At 53.0% G+C, this 25,164-nt stretch carries 20 protein-coding genes; 6 read left to right on the top strand and 14 right to left on the bottom strand.

All coding sequences use genetic code 11. The annotated features are described in order from the left end of the window. Nucleotides 1–43: 43 nt before the first annotated feature. From M3650_RS22330 to M3650_RS22320, 3 genes are all read left to right on the top strand, one after another. Entirely contained in the window at nucleotides 44–1,375 is a 1,332-nt protein-coding gene (locus tag M3650_RS22330) for a helix-turn-helix transcriptional regulator (RefSeq protein ID WP_251577927.1), read from the top strand. Next, complete coding sequence (locus M3650_RS22325; RefSeq protein WP_251577925.1) at nucleotides 1,344–2,189, top strand: WYL domain-containing protein; 846 nt, start codon at nucleotides 1,344–1,346, stop codon at nucleotides 2,187–2,189. The genes M3650_RS22330 and M3650_RS22325 overlap by 32 nt, the downstream gene beginning before the upstream one ends. Nucleotides 2,190–2,394: 205 nt before the next feature. Continuing rightward, complete coding sequence (locus tag M3650_RS22320; RefSeq protein WP_251577923.1) at nucleotides 2,395–3,600, top strand: MFS transporter; 1,206 nt, start codon at nucleotides 2,395–2,397, stop codon at nucleotides 3,598–3,600. Nucleotides 3,601–4,146: 546 nt separating this feature from the next. On the opposite strand, the gene M3650_RS22315 is transcribed toward M3650_RS22320, so the two are convergent. Genes M3650_RS22315 through M3650_RS22280 form a run of 8 tightly spaced genes read right to left on the bottom strand, consistent with a single transcriptional unit; the run spans nucleotide 4,147 to nucleotide 12,034 of the window. Continuing rightward, nucleotides 4,147–5,160 carry a hypothetical protein gene (locus M3650_RS22315; RefSeq protein ID WP_251577946.1) on the bottom strand — a complete coding sequence of 338 codons (1,014 nt, stop codon included), beginning with the start codon at nucleotides 5,158–5,160 and terminating at the stop codon, nucleotides 4,147–4,149. 36 nt (nucleotides 5,161–5,196) lie between these two features. Further along, the gene (locus tag M3650_RS22310; protein WP_251577921.1) at nucleotides 5,197–6,030 is read right to left on the bottom strand and encodes an ABC transporter permease; all 834 of its coding nucleotides are present in this window, start codon (nucleotides 6,028–6,030) and stop codon (nucleotides 5,197–5,199) included. Between the two features lie 6 nt (nucleotides 6,031–6,036). Further along, on the bottom strand, nucleotides 6,037–6,942 hold the full coding sequence (locus M3650_RS22305) for an ABC transporter permease (protein WP_251577918.1): 906 nt from the start codon (nucleotides 6,940–6,942) through the stop codon (nucleotides 6,037–6,039). Beyond that, a complete protein-coding gene (locus M3650_RS22300) occupies nucleotides 6,896–7,951 on the bottom strand; it encodes an ABC transporter ATP-binding protein (protein WP_251577916.1) in 1,056 nt (351 codons plus the stop codon). Before M3650_RS22300 ends, M3650_RS22305 begins: the two co-directional genes overlap by 47 nt. Nucleotides 7,952–7,979: 28 nt before the next feature. Next, nucleotides 7,980–9,155: a radical SAM protein gene (locus M3650_RS22295; RefSeq protein WP_251577914.1), complete on the bottom strand. Its 1,176-nt coding sequence runs from the start codon at nucleotides 9,153–9,155 to the stop codon at nucleotides 7,980–7,982. Further along, the gene (locus tag M3650_RS22290; RefSeq protein ID WP_251577912.1) at nucleotides 9,152–10,297 is read right to left on the bottom strand and encodes a hypothetical protein; all 1,146 of its coding nucleotides are present in this window, start codon (nucleotides 10,295–10,297) and stop codon (nucleotides 9,152–9,154) included. Before M3650_RS22290 ends, M3650_RS22295 begins: the two co-directional genes overlap by 4 nt. Continuing rightward, nucleotides 10,294–11,778 (bottom strand): ATP-grasp domain-containing protein, encoded by a 1,485-nt coding sequence (locus tag M3650_RS22285; RefSeq protein WP_251577910.1) that lies wholly within the window; start codon nucleotides 11,776–11,778, stop codon nucleotides 10,294–10,296. Before M3650_RS22285 ends, M3650_RS22290 begins: the two co-directional genes overlap by 4 nt. Then, nucleotides 11,771–12,034 (bottom strand): acyl carrier protein, encoded by a 264-nt coding sequence (locus M3650_RS22280; protein ID WP_233697327.1) that lies wholly within the window; start codon nucleotides 12,032–12,034, stop codon nucleotides 11,771–11,773. Before M3650_RS22280 ends, M3650_RS22285 begins: the two co-directional genes overlap by 8 nt. 223 nt (nucleotides 12,035–12,257) lie before the next feature. On the opposite strand from M3650_RS22280, the gene M3650_RS22275 reads away from it, so the two are divergent. Next, complete coding sequence (locus tag M3650_RS22275) at nucleotides 12,258–13,361, top strand: mechanosensitive ion channel family protein (RefSeq protein WP_251577908.1); 1,104 nt, start codon at nucleotides 12,258–12,260, stop codon at nucleotides 13,359–13,361. Between the two features lie 462 nt (nucleotides 13,362–13,823). Here M3650_RS22275 and M3650_RS22270 read toward each other — a convergent pair whose 3' ends face one another. Beyond that, entirely contained in the window at nucleotides 13,824–14,375 is a 552-nt protein-coding gene (locus M3650_RS22270; RefSeq protein ID WP_251577906.1) for a delta-aminolevulinic acid dehydratase, read from the bottom strand. 223 nt (nucleotides 14,376–14,598) lie between these two features. Then, nucleotides 14,599–15,588, bottom strand: coding sequence for a zinc-binding dehydrogenase (locus tag M3650_RS22265; protein ID WP_251577904.1), 990 nt, complete (start codon nucleotides 15,586–15,588; stop codon nucleotides 14,599–14,601). A gap of 142 nt (nucleotides 15,589–15,730) precedes the next feature. Between M3650_RS22265 and M3650_RS22260 the strand changes: the two genes are divergently transcribed. Beyond that, entirely contained in the window at nucleotides 15,731–16,585 is an 855-nt protein-coding gene (locus tag M3650_RS22260) for a LysR family transcriptional regulator (protein ID WP_251577902.1), read from the top strand. Nucleotides 16,586–16,734: 149 nt separating this feature from the next. On the opposite strand, the gene M3650_RS22255 is transcribed toward M3650_RS22260, so the two are convergent. From M3650_RS22255 to M3650_RS22240, 4 genes are read right to left on the bottom strand one after another with little or no spacing between them, the layout of a single operon-like run. Beyond that, nucleotides 16,735–19,980, bottom strand: a complete 3,246-nt coding sequence (locus M3650_RS22255) for an AAA family ATPase (protein ID WP_251577900.1) — start codon at nucleotides 19,978–19,980, stop codon at nucleotides 16,735–16,737. Further along, the gene (locus M3650_RS22250) at nucleotides 19,977–20,687 is read right to left on the bottom strand and encodes a hypothetical protein (protein WP_251577898.1); all 711 of its coding nucleotides are present in this window, start codon (nucleotides 20,685–20,687) and stop codon (nucleotides 19,977–19,979) included. Before M3650_RS22250 ends, M3650_RS22255 begins: the two co-directional genes overlap by 4 nt. Next, on the bottom strand, nucleotides 20,641–22,038 hold the full coding sequence (locus M3650_RS22245) for a hypothetical protein (protein WP_285848620.1): 1,398 nt from the start codon (nucleotides 22,036–22,038) through the stop codon (nucleotides 20,641–20,643). Before M3650_RS22245 ends, M3650_RS22250 begins: the two co-directional genes overlap by 47 nt. Then, the gene (locus M3650_RS22240) at nucleotides 22,023–23,486 is read right to left on the bottom strand and encodes a Toprim sub domain-containing protein (RefSeq protein ID WP_251577894.1); all 1,464 of its coding nucleotides are present in this window, start codon (nucleotides 23,484–23,486) and stop codon (nucleotides 22,023–22,025) included. Before M3650_RS22240 ends, M3650_RS22245 begins: the two co-directional genes overlap by 16 nt. Nucleotides 23,487–24,084: 598 nt before the next feature. On the opposite strand from M3650_RS22240, the gene M3650_RS22235 reads away from it, so the two are divergent. Beyond that, nucleotides 24,085–25,137 carry an NADH:flavin oxidoreductase/NADH oxidase gene (locus tag M3650_RS22235; protein ID WP_251577892.1) on the top strand — a complete coding sequence of 351 codons (1,053 nt, stop codon included), beginning with the start codon at nucleotides 24,085–24,087 and terminating at the stop codon, nucleotides 25,135–25,137. Nucleotides 25,138–25,164 lie beyond the last annotated feature (27 nt).

Below are 25,164 nucleotides of genomic sequence, written 5' to 3'. Positions count from 1 at the left end.
AATGGAAGATAGTCTTGAAAGGACCGGAAAGGAGGCTCCTCCCATGGCAAAAGAGAGCTTCGATAAAGAAATCCAGTTTCTGCGCATGCTCGTGCTGACCAGCGGCGCTTACAGCCGGCAGCAATTTGCGCAGCGCTTGGGCATATCGGTGCATACGTTCGACAAGACGATTCGGCGCCTGAAGGAAATCGTACATACGGTATATCAGCAGCTCCCCCAAGATCAGGGCCAGGAGTTCGCAGAGACACTGCGCTTCAATTATTATGAATCGGCGGACCCGATGCTGCTGTTCTTGTTCCGGGCCAAATCGTTGAAGGAATCGGAAAGCTATCGTTTGTCGGTTATCTTGGCAGCCTTGCAGGAGCAAGCCAAGACCGCCATGGAGCTGATTGACGCTTGCAGCTGCCAGCTTCCTGAAGAATATCCGCTTCCGGACGAAAAGACGATTCGTTCCGATCTGAAATATTTGGAGGACATCGGCGTCATTCGTAAAATGAAAGGCGGTCGGCCTTACCGATATTCGATGCGCCATGATATTGTCAACGAACTGACGGATGACGAATTGATCGATCTGTACGACTTCGTCGATGTCATGGCGAATACGCAGGTGCCTTCCGTTCAGGGCTATATCCTCAGGGATAATTTGAAGCAAGCGTTAAAGCTGAAGGAAATGGACGCCAGCATGGCGGAACCATTTCTGTACAAGTATCATTATTACTCGCGCATTTTGGATGAGGCGCATCTGTATACACTGCTGCAAGCGATACGAGAGCGCCGCAAGCTGTCGTTCCTCTACTTCTCGCCCAAGGCGCGGAAGAAGTACGCCTCCCAGAACACGAATCCGCTCTTCCAACGCGAGACGCAAGGGAAGCAAGAAAGCGTGCTGCCGCTGAAGGTGGTCTATGACCATCAATACGGCAGATGGTATTTGCTCGGCCACACCTCCCGGCTAGGGCTCATGAAATACCGGATGGAGGGACTGACTCAAGTTCAGGAAGGCGAAGCCGTACCTGAAGAACTGTTCACCCGCAAGCTGCAGGAACTAGAAGAGCGAACGCGTCACAGCTGGCTCGTCGACACCGGTCATCCGGTAAGGGTGCGGGCGCGGTTCTATAACCCGGAAGGCGCTCGCACGAACTTCATCAAAGAGCGGGTGCTGCTGCAAGGCCAATGGGGGCGCATCGTCGAGGAAAATAACGATTCGTTCCTATATGAAATCACGGTGAACGGGATGACGGAAATCAAACCATGGCTGCGCAGCTTCGGTTCCAGCTGCGAAGTGTTGAAGCCGCTGAAGCTCCGGCAGGAGCTGATCGACGAGTGGAAGGAGATTCAATCGTACTATGACGATGAACCTGTTCGAAAAGATTTTTAATTATCAGATTATGTCGCGGCTGGAAGAGTCCGGCGCGTTCGCCGTCACTTCACACGAACGGTCATGGTTAAGAGCGATGATGGACCATCCTGCGGCAGCCGAAGCGTTCACGCCGGAGACGATGGCGAAGCTTGCGGCCGTGCTGCAAGTTGAGGCGGACATCGATATCACGGAGCATGTCATGGAGAAGGCAGCCAGCGTCGAGCGCCAAGTATACCACCCGCTCCTGCGCCCCTTGCGCCGTATTATTGCAGAGCGTCAAGGCAGCCGCATTTCGTATCGGCTCAAGCACGGAGGCATGCAGCACGAGCAATCCGGATTCCCTTATAAGCTGGAATATTCCATGGTCAAGCGGGAGTGGTTCTTGCTCTGGTACCATCCACGCCGTCATATGTTCATGTCGACGAGGCTGCGGAATATCGCAGATGTGCAGCAAGAGGAGATTCCTCCTGCACGAGCGGAGGAATTGCTGAGCAAGATCGCCGCCATCATAGATTCCCACAAAGAGCATGCAGTCATCGAAGTAATACGGATCTATAACAGGGAGCTGTCCCGTATTATGTACGCGTTCTCGTGCTTCGAGAAGGAAGTGGAATACTTCGATGACACGGATACATATCAGATCCGGCTTACATTTAGGGGGGACGAATGCGAGTATATTTTGTCCAAAATCCGCTTCCTCGGCAAACGGGTGCGCATCATCGAAGGCGAAAAATTGCAGCGCCGCATGTGTGAAAGTGCGGCCAAGGCGCTCGCGCGATACGGGATCGGCGAAGAACACGAACAGCTGCACGGAGAGGAGCAGCGTGTGTAATTTTTGATAGCTCAAGCTAACAACGAGGCTTTCTTCTGAATTATAGGAAGGAGCCTTTTTTTCTATCCATTTTTCCCGTAACAACAGGCTTTTTTTGTAGGATTATATCATTCCATTACAGCGTCAGAGGAGAAAAAGAATGAAGATTGCTGTATAATAGTTTAGGTCTAAAGTGTTCGGTCTAAATATGGGGAGTGAAGATCTAATGGAAACATGGAAGAAAAATTTATGGATTCTATGGGTCGGCTCATTCATCGTATCCTCCAGCTTCTCGATGGTCATTCCGTTCCTGCCGCTGTTCCTGATCCAGATCGGCGTCAATGACCATATCGAGCTATGGTCCGGGATTTTGTTCAGCAGCGCCTTTCTGGCCGGGGCCATCGCATCGCCTTTCTGGGGCGCCGTCGGCGACAAATACGGCCGCAAGCCGATGATTATCCGGGCAGGGCTGGCACTGTGTGTCATTTATCTCCTGACCGCGTTCGTCACCAGTCCGTATCAGCTGCTCGTGCTGCGGCTGCTGCAGGGTTTGCTGTCTGGCTTCATTCCGGGCTCCATCGCGCTCGTCGGCACGAATACTCCGGAGAAAAAGGTCGGCTATGCGCTGTCGATGATATCTACAGCTACCGCAACCGGCAGCATTATGGGGCCGATGCTGGGCGGTGTGTTGTCGAAAATTTTCGATAACCGGATCGCTTTCGGCAGCGCCGGGGTGCTCTGCTTCATTGCGACGATGCTCATTATTTTCTGGGTCAAAGAGGAATCCTTCGTGCCGAGCAAGGACAGCGGCTCAATCGTGCACACGTTTAGTCTGGCGGCTCATAACAGGCCGTTCATGATCGTGCTCGTCCTGACGCTCTGTACCCAGTTCTCCGTCATGACGATTGAACCGGTGCTGCCACTGTACATTGTAGAGCTTGGCATTTCGGCTAAGGATGCTTCACTGGCTGCGGGCTTCGTCTTCTCGTTGGTCGGGGTTGCCGGCATCCTGTTCGCCCCCCGCTGGGGGAAACTGGCCGACCGGATCGGATTTCACAAAATATTGTTAATCGGCCTGCTGGCCGGAGGTATTGGGACACTGCTCCAAATTCCGTTCCACAACATATGGTGGTTCTCCATCATCCGGTTCATGTACGGCATCTTCTTCTGCGCCGTGTTCCCAGCGTTGAACGGTCTCGTCGTCCGCACGACGGAAAGCGAGTTCCGTGGCCGCGCCTTCAGCTTGAACCAGACCGCAAGCCAGCTCGGCGGCATGCTGGGACCGCTCGTGGGCGGCGCCATAAGCGGCGTGTTTTCGATTCACGCGGTCTTTTGGGTGACCGGTATCCTCTTGCTCGGCACGATGAGCCTTGGATACTGGTCGCAGCGGCATGCGAAGCAGCAGCCTGCTACGGTCAGCCGCGGCATGTGATGGCGGTGCAGCAGATTAGGTGAGAACAGCGCCGCCGACCGTATAGCTGCGATAGCAAAAATCCGAGGCAATCCGAGGGTACTGAACAAGGTCTTGATTCTCTACAAACATAGAGAATCAAGGCCTGTTCTCGTAGTAAGCAGGCAGTCCGAAAACAACAGCCCCCCTCTCTTTCGCAGGCGTGCAGTGGCTCGATCAGACTGAAGGGGAGTCGCTCCTTCCGCCTCTTTGCTTCACTCTCCCCTTTCATCAGGAGGCGGCATGCCCAATGACGATTCTGGTTAACTATCATCAGGAGGCATCATGCACAATGATGATTCTGGTTAACTGCCATCAGGAGGCAGCACGCACATTTGACGATTCTGGTTAACTGCCATCAGGAGGCAGCACGCACATTTGACGATTCTGGCTAACTGCTATCAGAAGCGGCCGCTTCATGCCATAGTTCACGAAACGGCATGTGCCTTACCCTCGTTGTTCCCCTTCCTGACTGTAGGGGAGAATGGACGTAAGGACCATTGCACGGAAGTCAGTCAATATGTTAGATCAATTGATTATGGAACCAGATGTCAAAAGATTCGGGAGATGGCAGTTTAGTCGATTGTGCCCGCTGTTCTTCCATTGATACTCCAGCTTCTGAAGCCCGCTGCACATCCGAATGATGGCCTTGGCATCTGCTCGCCCGCTATGGACGGCCATCAGGAAGACATTTTTCAGTGCGTCCGCCTTGCGTGCGATGTCCCGCAGCAGATGCGCCCGTTCGCCTATGCCCTCCACCGCTTCCACGAAGCAGGAGAATACATAGCGCGAGCCCGCGATGAACTTGAAGGCATGAGCATGACAATCGTACAGCTCCGTCAGGTCAGCGAATGACCCGGCATCGCCGCTCGCCGCGAATGTGCATACCGTGTCATAGAAGGACAGATCATCCTCTAAGACTCTCATTCGGTCGGTATAACGCTCCATTATCCGTTCCACGTCTACAGTTTCCGGCTGCTCCCGATTCCTAAGGATTAACGCCTTCCTGTCCTCCTCCCTGATGCGCGGGTCTTCGCACATTCTTCGGATATCTTCCTCAGATACCGTCCCTTCGTATTCGGGATACATATCACGCACGTAATAACCCAAGGACACGCCCGGTCGTTCCTCCGCAGCCCACCCGCGTATCCAAATGGAGTGCTCCGCTTCCGGACTGCCGAACTTTTCTGGCCTCGCATAGGGCACTTCACCGCAGATAACCCAGAGAAAGATAGCGCGTGTGGCGGAATCCGCCTCCTTCAAGAGCGGTGCAATATCGTCATAGCACGTATATGGCACACGCTCGAATGGAACTTCAATGAGCTCCAGCTCTGCCGGTTCAAGACACGGGGAGGCGTAGAACCACGGCTTCGACTTTTTCACATATAAATGCTCGTAAATGTCGCTCGTGCTCTCCCATGCATTGTAATACAGCAGCTCGATAGGAATCCCCCAGTCCTGCAAGGCAAGGGACAATTGAATGTTCCGGCAGTTGAAAAAGCTGTGCTCATAGCGCAGTCTCTCTTTTGCTGTATCCACCATGACGATCTCCTTCCTCCGTATCCAATTCGGCACCATCTAGCTGCCGGCGCTGCTGTAGCTGCGGACGGATCGCTTCCAGCACCATCTCACAAGCATGAACAGCAAGACGGGCGCTGCGACCGCCCAGATGATATCCCCCATGGCGAGCTCGTTCAAGACGAACTTCGGCGCATAGTTGCTGATGAGAAACACAGGGATGATGTACACGCCGATGCGCTGCAGCCATTGCGGGAAGATATCGAGCGGCATATTGTTCGCATCCCAGATGGAATGCGCGATTTCTGTCACTGCCCCGGTCTGCACGAAGCGGAAGGCCAGCAAGGCCGGCAGCAGCATAATCCCGTATGTGACGGCCAGGGCCGCCAGCAGCAAAGCAGCGAAGCCTGCGATATTTCCGTTAAGCGGCAGTCCAGATCGATGCCAGCCGACGGCGATCATCATCGCCCCGGCTACGACATTGGGCACGGGCAAGCCAATGTCGACGTAGCGAAGCGAGACGAGAAATTGCAGCGAGACTGGCTTCGTCATAAGCAGATCGAGCGTGCCGTCCCTGATGTATTGCTGCAGGCGGATAAAATTAACATAAAACAGTCCCATGTACAGGCCGGTCATCATCGTGTAGGTGCCGATGAACAGCAGGATGTGGTCTGGAGTCAGCTTGCCGATATGCAAATCGGTCTGATACACGATAAGAATGTACAACGCCTTGGCGCATAGAAAGGCGATTTCGACTGCAATGCCCATCCAGAAGTTAAAGCGGTATTCCATGCCGGCAGAAAGACAGTTCTTGACGAACAATCCATATAGCCGCACATATTCGGTTCCTCTGTCTAATGCTGCGCGACATTTTGCAAGCAATCCGGTGCTCATCGAACATCACCCTCCCAACCCGACGTACCGTTTCAAGCCAAGCCGCCACGCCGCATGCGCGGCTCCGGCCAGCAGCACGATCCAACCGCATTGGATGAAGATGCCAGTCAGTGCTTCTCCCTCAGCCAGCCGGCCATTGAGCACGTTGACCGGGAAATAAATCGTATATTTGAACGGCAGCAGATTAAACCATCCATTCAGCGTCTCGCCAAACACTTCGAGCGGCACCATCCCTCCGCTTAAGATTTGCACGACGAGTCCAGTAATGACGAAGAAGTACGAAATCTCCGCCAGCCAAAACGCCAGCGCGCATATCGCATACGACAGCAGGAACTGCACCGCTGCCGCAAGCACGAGGGCCGCGGTGAACAGCCCGATTCGAACCGGTGACAACGGCGTGTGCCCATAACGGATCGCGATCAGCAGCACCGCTGTCACCAAGACGATCAGCACGCTGTCGGACACGACCCGACTCCCCGCATAGGCGCTGAGCCGATAGCCAAAATAGCTGACTGGGCGCACGAGGTAAGCGTTCAGTCCGCCGCTCTTAATATCTTCCGCGATCGTGTGCTCCAGCTGGGTCATGACGAACTTCGCCACGATGCCCGACAGAATGGTATACAGTATCATTTGGCCGTAATCGTATCCGTACAATACGTCTTGGGCAGACGAGCGGTACACCGCAGTCCAGATCAAAGACTGTATGCCGACAGGGAACACGAGGCTGACGAGTCCGATGACGAACTGAAGCCTGTATTCAAGCGATGCCTGTAGTCCAATTTTGAACGCGGCGGCGTATTTGCCGCTGCGCGATCGCTTGCTGTACACGGCGCCAGCTTCAGGCTGCATGCTGCCCGGCTCACCGCTATCCCTCTTGCGCATGCCGCTGCCGCGTTCCGGGTGCTTCTCCATCGTCCCCTTCTCCTTCATTCCCAAACTTCGCTTTATACAGCCGCTCGATCACTTCCTCAACGGGGACCTCCTCGACCGTCCAATCCTCGACGAGGTCGTGATCAATCAGCAACCGGGCCAACGGCTTCACCTCATCCGCCGACACCTCCAGCTCGGCCGTCAAGCCGTCGTGGGTGCGGACAACCGCCAGCAGCCGCACGAGCTCATGCAGCTCTTCCGGCGGAATGAATGCGGCGAACCGCACCTTCATCCGCTTGCGGCGCCCGAACGACTCGCTCATCCGGGAGAGCTTCCCATCATAAGCAATCTGCCCGCCATGGATCACGAGCGCCCGTCCGCAGACGTGCTCGATATCGCGCATGTAGTGGCTCGTCAACAGGATGGTCGCTTGCTTCTCCTCCTTGTACGCTTTGAGGAATTGGCGCACGTTCTGCTGAGCGGCGAAGTCCAGCCCCAGTGTTGGTTCATCCAGAAACAGCAGCTTCGGCCGATGAATGAGCGCAGCGATGATCTCCATCTTCATGCGCTCGCCGAGCGACAAGCGGCGCACCTGCACGCCGAGCAGATGCTTCACATCAAGCATTTCGGCCAGTTCGTCCAGTGTCATCCGGTACTCGCGCTCGTCGATTCCATAAATGCATTTGTTCAAATAAATCGATTCGTTCGCCGGCAGATCCCACCAGAGCTGGCTCTTCTGGCCCATCACGATCGCGAAGCGGCGCTTGAACTCGCGGCAGCGCTCCCATGGCACATAGCCGAGCACCCGCGCCTCCCCTGCAGACGGGTGCAGGATGCCTGACAGCATCTTGAGCGTCGTCGTCTTGCCCGCTCCATTCGGTCCGATGAATCCGACCGCTTCGCCCTGACCGATGTCGAACGAAATATTGGCGACGGCATGGCGGTACAGCTGCTCGCGGTGGAACAAGTTCCGCAGCGAATGTCTGAGGCCGCTCTGCTTGCGATAATAGGCGAACGTCTTGCTCAAATCACGTACCTTTATGGCGCTCATCGCAGCTTCCCCCTTCCCAATGCAGCGGCTAGGCTCCGTTATTGTACAGCAGCACGCACTTGGAGCAGACCGGCGTCAAGCCGCAGGCCAGCGTTTCGCGCTGCTTGTTGTAGCCCTCGCCGTGAAATACCTCCTTCAAGCTGGCTTCGCGCAGGTCGGCGATCGTGAACTCGGGGAAAAACTTGCACGGGTTCACCTTGCCGTTCGGCAGCACATCCATGCGCGTCGACAGCGCCAGACATTCCGTCCGCCTCATGCCGGGGCGATCCGTGCCGAGCACGAAGTCGCGCACCTCGTCCGGCTCCAGCGCAGGCTGGAAGCGGATGCGGTTCTTCCACACGCGCGAACGCAGCTTCTCCATCTCGGCGACCAGCGGCTCGATATTCTCCGGCGACAGGTGGTAGGTGAACGAATGCCAGCTCTTCTTACCGGGATCCTGTGCCGCTTCGAGCCAGCCGAAGCGCTCGGCAAAATACGTGTCCATCCGCTCGGCAACTTCATTCGGGATATACCATGGAAAAACGAAGTAGACGGAATTGACCCCGACCGATTCGAAATATTCCATAAAATCGTACAGCCGGGTCACCATCGCGTCGTTAATCGTCAGGCTGATCGACACGTCCCCTTTGAATTCACCCGCACGCTTCCGTTCCAGCAGGAGTTCGATGGCAGACATGACCTTGCGGAAGATGCCGCGGCCGCGAATGGCATCGTTCTCCGCTTCGAAGCCTTCCAGACTAGCGAGCAGGGTCACGCCCTCAGGCAGCTTCAGGAGTGACTCCAGCTTCTGTTCGACGAGCACCGCATTCGAGCATATGGTGGAGATGCGCGGATCGGACGCAAGCAGCTCGCACAGCTCGTCGAGCTTGGAGTACATGAGCGGTTCTCCGCCCCACAAAAACATGCGGGAGCGATACGGCCTCGTCTCCGCGAAGATTTGCTCGATCAGGGAAAAATCAATCTCCCGTCGCGCCTCTTGGCGCTCGAACTCATGGTGGTACCCATCCGGATTCCATTCGAAGCAGTGCTTGCAGCGTAAATTGCAGCCGTTGTTGAGCTTAATTCCGATATCGCGCGGCAAATCGAAAGCAAAGGACGGCTCTTGCTTCAAGCCGCGGCTCGCTGCGCTCATGTTGTGCAGCGTCTGCTTCAAGGAACGGAACTCTGCCGGTGTCAGCGTGGCGCTTGTCTTCGGTTGCGTCATGGAAACATCCCTCCGTAATCAGATAATGAAAGCGCACGTCTTTTTAGGTTATTGTGCAGTTGGTCCAATATGCCGATAGCGAAGCCCGACCGGGCCCAACGATCATAGGCGATGCCGAAGCCGAGCCGCTCCCATAGCAAAGCGTTGGCGCGCTCATGCTCGCCGAACGGCTCGAGGTACACGAGCGGAGTCGCCGCCGACAGCGAATCGACGAGCGTGCCGCCGCCCGGCTTGCTCACGATGGCGAGGCTGCGGCGGATGGCGCCGTACAAGCGCGGGCCATCCGTGCCCCGTTCATAGACGGGCGGCTCATCCGGCTTCCATTCCGCCGTCGGCGGGTAGGCGGCCTGATCGCGCTGCTCCGGTTCATCCGACCACGGATGCCAATCCGGATCGGTCATGTAAATGCGGTCGCAGGGGCGTGCCCCGCCCGCTTCCTCCGGCTGATAGGCAACCAGGTCGAGCGCAAAGCGATCCTGCAGAGCAGTGATTGCGCTGCGATAGGTGCCGATGCCCCAGCCGCCGCCATGGACGACGATCCGCTCCTCCCGTTCAGCATATGGCACGAGCGGCTCATCCGACATGGCCAGCCGATAGTGGAGGACCGGGTCCTCCCTCTCCAGCCGGAACAGCCAATGATGGCGGAAGCGCTGATACGTATCGCGATATACGCGATACGACGGCGTATCGATCGCATCGAGCCGGAGGAATTCCACGCGCACGGGATCCGGGTGCACGCGCCGGCCATATTGCTCCAGAACGGGCAGCCAGAAGCCCGTCATGGCCAGAAACGTGCGCCGGCCTTCCTCCTGCCACCGCTCGAGCAGCGCTTCGACCGCCTCCGTGTCGAGCACTGGCCCGATGTCGCGCGCGAGGCGGGTTCCCATCAAGGCAGCGCCGAAGCTGTTGTGGAATGCCTGCTTCGTGCGGACAAGCTTCCGCCGCACCTCTTCTGGGAACAGGCGCTCCAGAACTTCGGCTTCTGCCGGAATGCCGCGCCGCCGGAGCCGCTCCTGCAGCCGAATGCCGGGCACATAAGCGCCGAGCGAATTGCCCGACGTCAGAATCGTAACGGGTGAAGCGGATTGCATGAATGGCACCTTCTTTTTCTCATTCAAGATGAGTTCTTGTTGAATACTCAATACTGCCTGAACCCCAGCTCTGACAGCATGCGATTGAGCTGCTTGCTTAAAGCTTCGCTGTCATGGCGGCTATCTGCCACAAGCGAGACGTACCAGCGCCCAGACGTATTGCCGCCCGCAGGCGGGAACAGCGTATTGGCGGACAGCGGAATAATTCCCGCACGGCATTCCGGCTTGAACAAAAGACCGGCCTGCTCCATGTGCGCCAGCAGTCGCTCGAACGGCTCCGCTGTGGTTATACCTGCAAAGCCTGCCGGTTCGGCTGCTGCAGCCGTTTTAGCTTCTGATGTGTCGTTGCTGTGTTCGGCTCGTTCCGCTCCTTCGGCCTGTTCTGCTCGTTGTAACGCCCATTCCGGCAATCCCAGCTGGAGGCATGCCAAGAAGCTCCGATGGCCGTACCGCTCAAGATGGACGTCAAGACTATGATTAAGCAGCCCCATCGAATGCCGGGCATTGATTTCCACTACGGGATACACGTCGCCATTCTCCAGCAGCATCGAGTCGACGCATACAGGGCCGAAGTAGCCTTCCTGATAGAGGCGGACAGCCAGCCGCTCCATTGCCTCGAAGTATCCGGCTCCCGCCAGCCGATCCATCAGGTCGGCGTCAGCCGCACACGAACCCGCGTAATTAAGCTGACGGTTCACCATGCGCTGCACGCCGAGCAGCGTAATGCGCCCGTCCGAAGCAATATGCAACTGGCACGAGAAATCGGTCTGCTTCGCAAGCCAGGGCTCTAGCAGCAGCATGACTCGCTTGCCAGTCTTCTGCTGCACGCGGAGATAGTCGGTTAGCCGCCCGAGAAGCGCCGGGGAATCAACGACCAGATTGCCTCTCCCGGACACGCCGTACGGGTCCTTCATCACTAGCCTGCCACACTGCCGCAGCAGCTCCGCACCGATGCGCTCCACCTCGGCGGCATCCTCTGCAAGGCGTCCCCGTGGCTTCAATTCCAATTCGGCCGCGAGCCGAAGGGAATAGGCCTTGGAGTTAACTCTCGCGACGATGTTCGCTGCCGGAATCATCCCCGTCAAGTTATAGCGTCGTGCCAATTCGGCCGCGGACGGGATGACCGCATAAGGCGCGCACGGCAGCTCCCGCATCAGGCTGCGCCATTCCGCCTGTGCCGGATGGCCGGCAATCGCCTGAAAGACGTCATCCCCGCTATCGGTTCCGCGTGACGCGGTATCGCCTATGGATAGCGAGCGGAAGTGGAACCCAATCTCCCGCAAATATGCCGTATGAGCCTCATTCATTGCCTGCCGCGTCACCAGCACGCCGTCCTCGCCGCTTAGCGGAAACAACAGCTCGTCCATGAATCCGGTGACAGAGCGCCCTTGCGCGGCCCGGATGGCAGGCAGCGTCGCCAGCTCAGCCGGGCGCCAGTACGCCTCTGCGTCGAACGTCCCGAGCGCAATGCGCGGCCCGTCATAGATCGGCTTAGGCGCTTGCAATGATGCCTCCGGCATCGGGTTACGCATGCTGCTCAACCTCGACGCCCAATGCTTGCAAGAAGCCGAGGAACGCCCGCACCGTCTGCAGATGCTCATAATCGAACCGTTCGAAATCCATCTGCACTTTAAATTGCTCCTCCACCTTCAGCATGAAATGAATGAGCTGGAGTGAATCCATGCCGACCTCCTCGATAAGGTTCGTCTCCGGAGTAAGCCTCAGCTCCCAAGAAGGGTCCTCCTTCACTTCGCTTACTAAGCGGGCCAACGTATCGATTGCGTGCATACCACCACTCCTATTCTCTATGAATCGAATATCGAACATTCTTAATCAACATATGACTAAATGATGAAAATATGTCATTCGATTTTCATGATATCGATATCGTTTTCATGATTTTTCATAAGATAGCATCATCAAGGCAGATCCATTTCGCCCCCCTCAGTCATCTATTGGTTATATGCTATAATGGGAAACTATGTACAAGGAAAAGGAGGGTGATAACGAGATGGATCAACTATTTCGCTCGATCTTCGAGCTAGTTGACGGGACGAGGCTGCTCATTGCCATCGGCATCCTGCTTCTGTTTCTGCTGTTCCGCAAGTGGGTCGTCGGTTATCTATTCCGCTTCATCGATCGCATGGCAGACAAGACGCAAAGCACCCATGTCGCCAGCTTCATACATTCCTTCGAACAGCCTGTCCGAATGCTGCTTATTTTGGGAGGTGTGAACGCAGCCTTTCATTTCTACTTTCCCGATCAGTGGCCTTATTGGGCGCTGTTCAATCAAATAAGCCGGAGTTCCTTTATTGCAATCGTCGGGTGGGGCTTATACAATTTTTCCGGGCGCTCCTCCAACCTGTTTACCGGATTCACCACACGCTTGGGCGTCGAGCAATCAAGCATGCTGATTCCGTTCCTGTCGCGTATCCTTCGCATCGTTATCGTGGCCGTAGCCATTACGATGATTTCCTCCGAATGGGGGTACAGCATCAACGGTCTGGTGGCGGGGCTCGGACTAGGCAGTCTGGCGGTCGCTATGGCGGCCAAGGATACGTTCAGCAATTTCATTGCCGGGGTTATCATCATTACGGAAAAGCCATTCGCGCAGGGCGACTGGATTCAGACGTCTACCGTAGAAGGAGTGGTCGAGGACATCTCGTTCCGCAGCTCAAGAATCCGCACGTTCGCAGATACGCTCGTCACCGTTCCTAACGCTACGTTGGCTGATCAGGCGATTACGAACTTTAGCCGAATGGGCAAACGACGCATCACATTCACACTCGGCGTCGCGGTGGATACGGGGCGGGCAAGCCTGCTTCGTGCGGTAGAGCAGATTCGAGAGCATATTACTACCCATCCCGAGATTGCTCCAGGAACGATTATGATTCGGTTCACCGAGTTTCATGCGGACCAACTCGGCATTATGTGTTACTTTTTTACGCAGTCGACGGTGTGGGCGGAGCATTTGCGTGTGCGCGAGGAAATTAATTTTGCGATTATGGGCATTTTGGAGCAGGAAGGCGTTCGTCTCGCCATGCCGGCACAGCGGGTGTTTCTCGAAGCGAATGAGCAAGAATATTCGAAGACAGCCACCAGCTATGACTCGTGATCGAAGGAAACAGGTGTGACTCTAGGTTTCCACAAAGTCCTTTTGCCCACTATTCCCTTGATTCAGAAAAACACGAGCCCTATCGAATCACTCGGTAAAGCTCAATCGCTATTCACTTCAAGAGGCAGAACAAATCTTCCTATTCGTATACAAGAAACCTTAAGCATTGCCTTCAGTTGCTGAGTTTTCATTGCATAATCTGAACCATGGGGAGAGTGAGCAAAAGAGCTATTCGACGACTCTTGCCTTGCTCAGTCTGAGTCATAGGAAGAGTGGACATAAGGCTTCAACGAAATAGCATTCAGATACATTATACTTCCCTACAAAAAGAAACGGCCATGCCGTACTTAGTACGACATGCCGTTTCTCACGGCGGCTATCTATTTCACGGCATCCCTATAGTTCAGAGACACGCACGCTCATAGTTAGGCCAGCTATAAAATTATTGTCGGTTCATATGTTTTATTGCTCATAAATTTGGTACATGGTTGTTTCTTCGTCCGTGGCTCGGGCTGTATGATAAGCTTCCTGAATGGTCTTTTTGTTCTGGATGAGCTCGTAGCCAAAGCGCAGGGCGAACATGAGCGCCGCGTTGCCATCTGGATAATCATCCGGTCCGATATAGGTCTTGCAGCCGCATTCCAAAAAGGCCTGAGCCAACTCACCATTTCCCAGATCGCATCCGTTAGCCAATACAGTCCTGCCATCCAGCTTCGCAAAGCGCCGAATCTCAGCAGGGCCAAAGTCACCCCGCGGTTCCCCCTCTTCATAGACCGATTCTCCCAGCTCCGGCATGACGAACTGCCCCTCGTCGCCATGGAAATTGAGAATGATCAGATCTGTATCGGGAAAGATATCCTCGCCAGACAACACCGCGATGAAATCGCTCGGTCTCCCAATCCAATACATAAATACTCTCGCGCCAAAATATTCAAACGCAGCACGTATCGCTTGCGTATCCATATCACAATCTGGACCGCATATCAAAGCAACATTCATTTCAGGCTTACTCATTTTTTTCATCCTCCATATTCATATAGGCGTTATTTTGATTCAATCCTGCTCTAACTGCCTGTCATATGGAGGCGGTCGGGCCCGCCACGGAATAAAGCCGCGTTACAACGTAATTATTTTCATAGATGCATACTCCTCTCAATATCTATCATGAATCATTGAAGATACTATACCATCCGGCAAAAAAATTTCCAAATATTAAAATATTCTTAACGCTCGATTTTCAACCGATAAGCAGACCTATATTTCCAAATTGCTCCCCCTGCTTCATGCGATGGAAGGCTTGCACCGTGTCGTGCAAAGGATACATTCGATCAATAATTGGTTTAAGAGAATGCTGTTCCATAAAATCGAGCATTTGGGTAAATTCTTCAAGGCTGCCCATCGATGTGCCGATGATACTGATTTGGGGAAAAAAGAGCGCGCGCAAAGGGAGTTCAATTTGATCGCCTGAGCTTGCTCCAAAACTTACGATCCGGCCATTTGGCTTCAACACATCGAAATAGTTGGGAAAGGTGGCGGGCCCGATACTGTCAAGAATAAGGTCGGCTTTTTCACCGTGCAGACCTTCGTTCCAATCACCATGACTATCGAAGGCACGATCGGCCCCATATGTTCGCGCCGCTTCTCTCTTCTGTTCGCTGCGTGATGTCACCGTTACTGTGGCCCCTGCTGCTCTGGCCATCATCATCGCATAAGTGGCCACGCCGCTTCCAATGCCGGGTATGATGATATGTTCGCCTTTTTGTAATCGGCCTTTCGTGAACAAGGCCCGATAAGCAGTCAACGCGGCTAAAGGCAGCACTCCCGCTTCTTCCCATGATAGGTAAGTTGGTTTTTTCACTGCATTTTTAGCAGGAATAATGACATATTCGGCAAACGTGCCATCCGCAGGACTGCCCAAAATTTGCAGATTCTGCGGCACATCGTCAATCGACTCCCAATTTAGACTTGGGTGGATGATAACCTCACTGTTTACAGTCAGGTGCGCCACTCCTTCTCCAACCGCCTCGATAATACCTGCGCCGTCAGAACCTAGAATCAAGGGCGGATCGTTTTCCGTTCTTGCCTTCATAATAAACAGGTCGCGATGGTTCAACCCTGCTGTTTTCAATCTCACCTTCACTTCGCCAAAACCAGGGTTTTTAGAAGATACGTCTTCATATTTCAATCCCTCTATGCCACTCTTGCCAACATGCACGATAGCTTTCATCATGTTCCCTCCAAGTGCTTCATTTCGCAACCTTTTTAATTTGTTGTTTGAATTCGATTTTACACATCGATGATCATCAAGTAAAATGAACAAAATCGAATGCAGGTATCAATAATAACAATACCAAGAAGGGGACATCGATGTGGAAAGCGGAGATTTGAGAGTATTTCAAGCCGTTGCTCGTGAAGGCAGCATTACGAAAGCCGCTCAAGCCTTGAACTATGTGCAGTCCAATGTGACCAACCGAATTCAGCAGCTTGAATCTCAATTAGAAACACAGCTTTTTTATCGCACCAATCGGGGCATGAAGCTAACCGCCTCAGGTAAAAACTTATTGGATTATGCGGATAAAATATTGTATTTGTTAGACGAGGCTGAAAAATCCACACGCTTTGCAGAGTATCCCAAAGGGCCGCTTCGGTTAGGCGCGCTAGAAACGACGGCAGCCATTCACCTTCCCCATCTTATGGCGGGGTACCATAAAAAATTTCCCGAGGTCAATCTGTCGCTCATTACAGGAGACACGCACGCTTTGTTGCAGAAGGTTCTCCATTATGAACTGGACGGCGCTTTCGTATACGGGCCACTTGCCCATCCTGATATTGAACAGTTCGCTGCGTTCGAGGAGGAATTGGTGTTGGTGTCCGAACCGTGTGATTCCAGCCTGAAAGAATTATTAACCAGACCTTTGCTGTTTTTTAGCACAGGCTGCTCTCATCGGGCAAGAGCGGAACGCTTACTTCTGGAAGAAGGCATCAATAAAAATAATATTATGGAATTCGGCGCGTTAGAGGCGATTTTAGGGGGAGTCTCTGCCGGGTTGGGAGTATCATTACTGCCCAAATCGTCGATTGCCAGCCTGGAAAGCAGAGGGGACATTTGCTCTCGTCGCTTGCCTGAAGCGTATCGGGAAATAAACATTTTATTTGTTTATCGGCGGGATTTTTTCATGACGAATGCTTTTCAGACATTTATAGACTTTATGAAAGTGAAATGAATATGTTCTCTAATAAAACTGCCCAACATATAGGTTTGAGCAACGAAAGGACAGCCATTATGCTGTCCTTTTGTTCAATTGCACTGCCATTTTCGTCCCAAAAAGGAACCCGCTGCGGCAAAGATATGCAGTCTTATTTCTTGTGCTGCCTATTCTCCACTAGCCTGCCGCGCTTTTTTAATCTTTACTACCTGGCTCTGCGGGACGGAGGCATCGTGGTATACGACGAACGCCTTGTCGAAATGCTGCAAGTAATCAGCATTCTGCGACTTCGGCGAGAGAATAATCATCTTGCGGACAAGCTCTTGCTCGTACAGTTCGAACACTCTAGCCTTGCGGCTCTCATCGAGAGCGCTGTCGAATTCGTCGAGGACAATGTAGCCGGGGTTCGTCTCTATCGTCTTCAATAGGGCAAGGGCAAACAGCAGGGAGCTTAGCGATTCTTCGCCCCCAGAGACACCTTTGCCCACCTTGTTGCCGCGTCCTTTCAAGCTGACTTCTTCCAGTGGACCGCGATGTCCTTGCTTGCGCGCTCGGACATTCAAGAAGTATTTGATGTCCCCATGCTTCGATTCTTGATGATGCCAATCGACCTCGCCATCGAAGCCGAACATGTCCATGTAAGCAATGAATTTGGCATTGACACGATGCACCTCGTATTGAATGGAATTGAACAGCTTGTCTTCCAGTTCTTGAAGCTGCTCTTCCAACTGGTTCATGAGTGTCTTTGAATTTTGCACATCCTGGGCGCCACGTTCGTACGCTTCCCGCGTCCGTTCATAGTTTTCCATCGCATACTCGTTCACCTGCTCACTGCAAGCAACCTGTAATTGGATCACCGCCTGTTCACGTTCAGACCGCCAGGCCGTTCCGGTCTTATGTTCGCTATCGCCTTCCACAGCTTGTTCCATTTCCAGCTCCAGCTCTAACGTCACCTCATCCCACAAAAATGGAAGCCGCTCGTGCCATTGCTGCAGCTCTACCTGCATTTCTGCCCATTTCTGTTGGCTGACATCTCGCTCTTCGGAGCGGTTGCGATGCTGTCGCTCTGCCTGTTCCATCGATCCTTCCGTATCTTGAAGCAGGCTTCGCTTCTCCCGCGACCTGCGTTTTGAGCTTTCGATCGAGGTGTCCAGACGCTCCAACCGGTTCCCGATGTCTCTTCCTTCGCGGGTTAACTCTGCTTCCTCCCGCTGGAGCTCTGTCAGTTCCCGTCCTAACTGCTGAAGCCGCTCGATCTGCTCCCGCTCATGCTCGTATTGGTCATAGATTTCCGCATATTGTTGCAGCTGCTTACCTTGATGATCCAACCCAGCATGTCTTACGTTCAACTCCGCAATCTCCGCATCCGCTGCACTGCGACGCTCTTTGCATGCATCGCGTTCGGCTGTATATTGCGCTAGCTGCTTGGCTCTTAATTCCCGTTCGGCAGAATCGGCCAGGAGCGTCTCCGCCTGCTGTACCTGCAGCAGCACGGAACGAAATAACGCTAGCTGCTCCTTGACCCGCTCCCACTCACTCTCTTTATTTTCATATGCAAGCTGTTGCTTCACAATAGTCTCTTGCAGCCTCTGTACGCGGATCCGTACTCCTTTCGTATTGAGCAGCCATTGTTGCATTTCCTGAGGCCCGCGACGCGCATACCGTTCAACGAGCACCCCATCCTGCAGCTTCGTATCGCTCCCCCCTTGCGCTAACTCATGCAGCCACCACAGCGCCTTCATCGCGGCCGTATACATCTCATCACTCAATCCATTCTTTACTCGAATGCCGAACCCTTCGAGGCCTTCCAACGAGCGTTCCGGTACAACGGAAGGCAGCTCGACATGAATCAGGTCGTTAGGAGGTGCGAATGATTTGCTCTCGACAAATACACTGTATTTGACCGCTTCCAGCATGAATTCCTGGTCCAACGGAGCATGCTCGTCCATTTCCAACAGCTGCTGCAGCGTGTACACCTGTATTCCCTTCTGCCTGAACACGCGTACGGACTGCTCTTGGCGCTTCGACAGCGCCTGTTCCGCTTGTAGCGAAGCTGCTTCCTGCTTAAGCTGCTCCATATGCTGATACATCTGCCGCGTTTCGTCTTGAAGGACGAGATAGCGGGCGTCTAAGCTTTCAATTTGCAGTTGGACGAAATGGCTGTCGCCGAACTCCTGCAGGACATCGCGCGATTTCTTCTCCCCTTCCCGATCCTGCTCGATACGGGCGGACAAGCCGCCGATCTCCTCTTGCAGCTTATCCAATCGCTGCTGCAGCGAATTCCGCTCTTCCGTCAACTGCCGGATGGCAGACTGAACCCGCTCCAAGCGGTTCCGGGTATCTGTCAACAACAACTTCACTTCATCTGCCGCATGCGGTATCAGCTTGACTTGGTCGGCCAGCGCCTTCAAGCGGTCATTGAGCTCCGTCCGCTCTTGCTCACGCTCTTCAACGGCTGCCTTAACTTGTATGAGCCGCAGCTCGATCGTCTGCAGCTTCAGATCCCATTCCTGCCTCTCCGTCTGTCGAACCGCCTGTTCTTCTGCCAGCCGTTCCATGTCCATGAGCAGCAGCGCCTTGCGATCGCGAAGCTCCTCGATATCGATCTCCAGCTGTTCCATCTGGCCCTCGAACAGACGCTGTTCTTGTTGATAACGGCTCATGAGCACCGTGGAGGCGTGCACGAATACTTGCAGGCTCTCCAACCTTCTCTGATTACGGTCCAGCAGCCGATCGCGTTCCTTCTGCCATTTGTCTAACTCGAACTTATGATGGAACTGGTTCTGCTCTGCCTCTTGCAGCGACTTGGCCCCCTCGTGCAGTTGCTCCTTGGCAGCTTCCCAGTTGCGCTGCATGCGGTCGATCTGCGTCATCTCGCTGAAGATGCGGAATCGCTCCTCTGGTCTCATCGTCGCGAACTGATTCACATCCTGCTGGTACCAGATGAGATAGAATGAATCGGGATCCACCACATACTTGTGCTGCAGCTGATAGCGATACTCGCGCAAGCTGTTCGCACTGTCTCCCGACGTGAAGCGGGTTTCCCGCTCCCACTCCCCAGGCCGTTCCCCTTCGCGAATCCAATATTCTTTTTTAAGCGGATCGCCAGGCTTCTGCTCCAGATGCAAGGAGAACTGGATATATTGCGCTGCATCAATCGGCTTAGGACCAACATTGGCAAATACGAGTTGGATCTTGGCGTGCCACACTTGGTCCTGTTGGATGTTTTTTGAACGCAACCCTTCCAATTCTACTTTTGCCGATCCAAGCACTGCTCCCATACAGAACGTCAACGTTGATTTGCCGGAGCCGTTGGGTCCTGTAATGAGAATATGTTCCATCATTCCGGATAAATCCAAGCGTGTCGCCGGGTAATCTCGTACTCCAGAAATGCTGAGCTCCCAAGGAATCATAACGTGTCAGCGCCTCCCAGATTGTATCGTTTGAAAAATTTAAGCACTTCGTCCATATGCAGCTGCTGCGATTGGCTGAATTCCGCAAAGCGCTTCAAGTATGAATTGCCGAACATCCGGCTTCCGATGGCCGTTAGCTCGTAAGCCTCTTCTTCGGATACGCTCTCGAACTTCGTAATCGCGCCGATACGCATGAGCGCGCTAAGATTCACTTGCATTTTCCGCCGTATGTCCAATGTCTCATGACCGAACGCTTCGAGCAGTTGGGTGAACAGCGTGAATTCATTCTGCAATACGTCTTGATGATAGAAAATAAACATTAACAACGCCAAGCTCTCCGCAGACAACATATCCTTCGCCTGCCGCGCTGGCACGCGCATCAGCAAGATCGTCTGATCCCGGCGCTCGTCGTACACCAGTTGAAAATATCGCGCCACCGATTGGTTGACGCGGTCGATAAACTGATGAAAGGCGTCGATTTCTTCCGGCTTCAACTGCAGCAGGCGCATCACTTCGCGGCGCGGCAGCCCAAAGTTGTCGTTCCGCACAGTCGCCGAAGAAGAGAACATAATCTGCATGAACGCATGTTCTTCATCCGGACTCAGCACCGCCGTCAGTTGGGCCATTGCAGCCAATGGCCGGTGGTTGTCCACATAGCTGTCATTCGGTTCGAGTTGTTCGGATAATATATTGTCGGTCTGATTCATCGGCCCATTCCCACTCCTTCTTCTGCGTCATTTCTGCGTCACGTCCATCCTCTTCATCGGTGTCACGCGTCATCACGGCGTGCCGGTTCGATACGACCGCCGATACGGCCAGCAGGGCATTGATCGCATCCGCCCAGTGCTCTGATCCCGCTTCCAGTACGAGGGGTTCGATGCCCACCTGCCGCTTCTCCGCCAATACTCGCTCCACGTCTTCCGTGCGAATCATCGCCTTCGTCATTTGCCATTCGATATCGTCAAGATGTGTATTCAACTCAGTCTCCGTCCACTCCTGCGCATCCTGAAACATCTCTTCATCGTACTCCTCGATCGGTTCTGTGGATGGCGTGTAATTTTCCAAATATCGGATTGTGGATATCACTTGCGACTCCGGTATCGGAGAGGCGAACTTGACCGGCACCCACAATCCGTCCAACCGCTCGCCTTCATCCCGATTTTGTTCCATGAAGCTTAAAATTTCCGTACCATTCGGCAAGGCTGACTCCGGCTTCTTATGAAATGAATCGATCACATATTGCTTGAAGGCTTTCGGATCAATTTGCACGCCGACTTCCGTCTGCTGGATATGAGCGAATTTCAAAATTTTTTGCAGAGTAGACAGGCTGATCTGCGTCCCTTCGAGCATGACGTCGGTTCCCTTTTTGAACAACCGATTCCATTTCAAGCCCTCTTCGAACGTTTTAAGCTTATCCATCCGTTCATTGACGCGTTGATCCAATTGTCTCATCAGTTCGACAATAATCTGAACTTGAGGAAGAGCATGCCGATCTGCCAAAAATTCCAGCTGCCGCTCCTTCAGCTTGTCAACCGCTTCCTCCACATTCCGAATCATGCTGGCCAGACGGTTGCCGCCCGAAATGCCTTTGTCATCGTACGCTTCACTCAAGTCGGCATCCCGTGATGCCTGAAATAACGATCTCGCAATTTCATCCCGCATGTAATACGCCAAAGAATCGTTCGCAAGTCGAATCAATGTGTCCATCAGCCGCTTGCCAACGTCCATCATCAAGATGCGCCGCTTCGTGCGCACAATCCAGTTGTATTTTTCCAATATATTCAACAGACGATCGACCGACAGCGGCGGTTCTTCCCCGTAACGGTTCCGGTAGCGGTAATAAAGGGCATTGGCATCTTCAAGCGGCTGTTCAAGACCAAGCGCTTCTTCATGAATCAAATTGAGTAATTGCAGCATATGCAGCACTTTCAACGGTTCTTCAAAATATTCGCGCAGTTCATTCAATACGCCGGACAGCTTAATAATGTCACGGAGCGATTCTTTCAGCAGGGGCGTATCATTATCGATATCAAATATCGAGATTAGCCGCTGATCCATGTCTTCCACAGCTCCACCCCTCCAAGCAGTTCCTCTTGTTCCATTGGCTTCTCTTTATCTAACACTTCCTGCAATTCCCGCTCATAAGCTTCCCATGCTGTAAAAGCTTCCACCCGCTGTGTCAACGGATGGGACAAAATCCACTTGACAGCGATTCGAGAATGATGCGGAAGAAGCTCTCGCACATGTTCCGATATAATCCCGCCCGCGCGATCCGTATCGCACCAGACGAGCACTTGAACAATGGAGATCGAACTGGCCATAACATCCTTAATGAGCTTGCGATGACCGCTGCGCAGCTGACCATCCAGTCCGATGACCAGGCTGTCCGTATCAGATAGAAAATCCGGTTCCGCGCACATTCGGGTCAATATAGCGCGATTTTCCACGAGCCATACATTCCGGCAGGACGTGGAAAATGTCATGTCAAACACCGTCAGATCAGTTGTCGCATGCATATATCCTTGCGGATACTGAACGCCCAGGTTACTCCGCATGTCACCCGCGAACAGGATCGGCGTCACGGCACCGAGACTGACTAAGCCGATAAAATGAAGCGGCAGCTCCAGATCGCCCTCCAGCTTGTTCAGGAAGTCATCCTTGTCCCCATCGAATGCTTTCGAGCCCCCTATGTGGCCGTAGTAAGCCGCTCCGATCTGCTTCCAATCAAAGGCAGCCTGCTCCGTTCGCACCATGGCGAGCGCAAGCACGAATTCCACGTACCTGCTCAGCTTGCCATCTCTCCAACGGACGCCGAATGTCTCCGCAACCGGGGTCATGGCATGCTGCTTCCGTGCATCGGCAAGCGCATTATGCAATCTTTGGATGTACGCATGCAGACTTGCTAGGACTTCATCATGCCGCTCCTGCTGCTTCCGGGTTACCCCCTGCATTCCTGCCAGCTTGCCTAAGAGAAGTTCACATTGGCCATTCCAGACTTCAATCTGGTCAAGCATTGTCTCTTGCTCTAGCTGCTCTAGTTGTTGTTGAATATGGCAGAGGGCAAGTCCCATCACATAGAACGTCCGTCTCGTCGTCTTACCGTCGGCAGCATATTCTGTCTTACGGTAGATCCACCCCTCCTGCAGCCAGTCATTCAGCCGTTCCTCGGCTATGCTCGAAGCAGATGTGAGCAACTCCCGCTCTGTTTTCTTCACATGGGTGCTATGAAATATCGTCAGTATAGGCTGAATGTGCTCGTGTTCCACGGACACGGACTCTGGCGAGTCCTTCGGAATGAATCCAGTGAACATGCCCATCCGTTTATACGTCCTTGCCGAATGCTTCATCACATCGACGTCGAACGATCTGTCAGTTTTCTGTAAAAGTTGGAGCTCTTCGCTTTTCTTGACATAGTGTTGATTAATAAATGCGATCACTTGAGTTAGCTGATTCGTCGCTTCGTTCATCATAACCGCCCGTCCATTGGTAAGTGTTATTACGGACATTGTATCATATGCGTCGAAACAGGGCGGAACAGTACTTTCTGGGCGTTTGTACGCCAATAAGGCAATTTCATGAAATTACTACAGAACTAAGAGGTATTTTTCCTTTTTTACCGTATATATACATATAGTCATGTTCATATCCAGACAATTACAAAGGGAAAAGGAATGAGATGGGTGACACGCGCGCTTTACATGAAATTGATGGTGGTAAGTTGTACGTTGGCGCTCTTGAGCGCATGCGCTCCGGCACGCAAGCCAAGTGATGCGGAAGAGCCTTCAACTGAGTCACGCTCCCCTGACAAGGAAAAACAACCCGTAATCGGGAGTGTTCCTCAAAGCTAGGGAGTGTATTTCTCGAAAAAAATAAATCGCCTTGTCCTTTTTCAAAGGGGCAAGGCGATTATTTTAGTCCTAGGGCAGGGATAGACTGATCACATTTCTCCAAGCTGATATCCGTTGGAGTTTAAAAAATGTTGACAGAAGCAGCTGTATTCATTATATTAAATGCATGAGCATGCATATATAATTTCGTTTGAACATTTTGTACACCCTATATGAGCATGCCAAATCCAGATAGCATATAAAGAGGAGATAAGTCATGAAGGATTTATTTACCCCCTATGAAATGATGGAATTGAAACTGAAAAACCGTGTAGTTATGCCTCCGATGTGTCAATATTCAGTCAGCGACAAAGATGGGATCGCTACTGATTGGCATTATATGCATTATGTGAGCCGGGCTATCGGTGGAGCTGGGTTGATTATTATTGAAATGACCGATGTTGAGCCTGATGGCCGCATTTCTGATTTTGATCTTGGGATCTGGTCCGATGACCAAATTCCTGCGTTAGCTAGAATCGTTGAGGGTTGTCATGCTTATGGCGCCAAGGTGGGCATTCAAATTGCGCACGCAGGACGCAAGGCCGAAGATGCGGCGGTTCCTGTAGCGCCATCGGCAATTCCGTTTGACGCTAAGTCTAAAACGCCAAGAGAACTAACGACTGCAGAAGTAAAAGCAATGATCGAGAAATTCCGTCAAGGCGTAGCGCGAGCTGTCAAAGCGGGAGTTGATGTCATTGAGCTTCATGGTGCGCACGGTTATCTCATTCATCAGTTTCATTCACCGTTAACCAACCACAGAACGGATGAGTATGGACAAGATTTAACTCTGTTCGGTCAAGAAGTTATTCGCGCTGCCAAAAGCGAAATGCCGGCTGGGATGCCTCTAATTCTACGTATTTCTGCCAAGGAATATGTGGAGGGCGGATACGGAATTAACGAGAGTCTGGAGTTCAGCAAGGCCTATAAAGAAGCGGGAGCAGATATTTTCCATATTAGTACAGGCGGTGAAGGACCTATTGGGGTTGGACCCATCGCCACTAGCGAAAAACCAGGTTCCCATGCAGCTTATCAAGTGCCGTTAGCCAGAGCAATCAAGCAGAATCTGGATGTTCCAGTTATAGCGGTTGGAAGATTGGATGAACCGGCGCTTGCCGATGCGGTAATAGGCAATGAAGAGGCTGACCTTGTTGCGGTAGGACGGGGGATGTTGAGAAATCCTTACTGGGCGTTGGAGGCTGCCGTTCAACTTAATAAAGAGGCAGATATTCCTAAGCAGTATAAATTTGGATTTCCTAGAACGAAAAAATAAAGACTAAATATGATGACTCCTGTTAGG

It is taken from the genome of Paenibacillus sp. MER TA 81-3 (assembly GCF_023713585.1).
Taxonomy (GTDB): Bacteria; Bacillota; Bacilli; order Paenibacillales; family Paenibacillaceae; genus Paenibacillus_B; species Paenibacillus_B profundus.
Note: the sequence above shows the minus strand (reverse complement) of the source record. Positions and strands in the feature narration are given on the sequence as shown.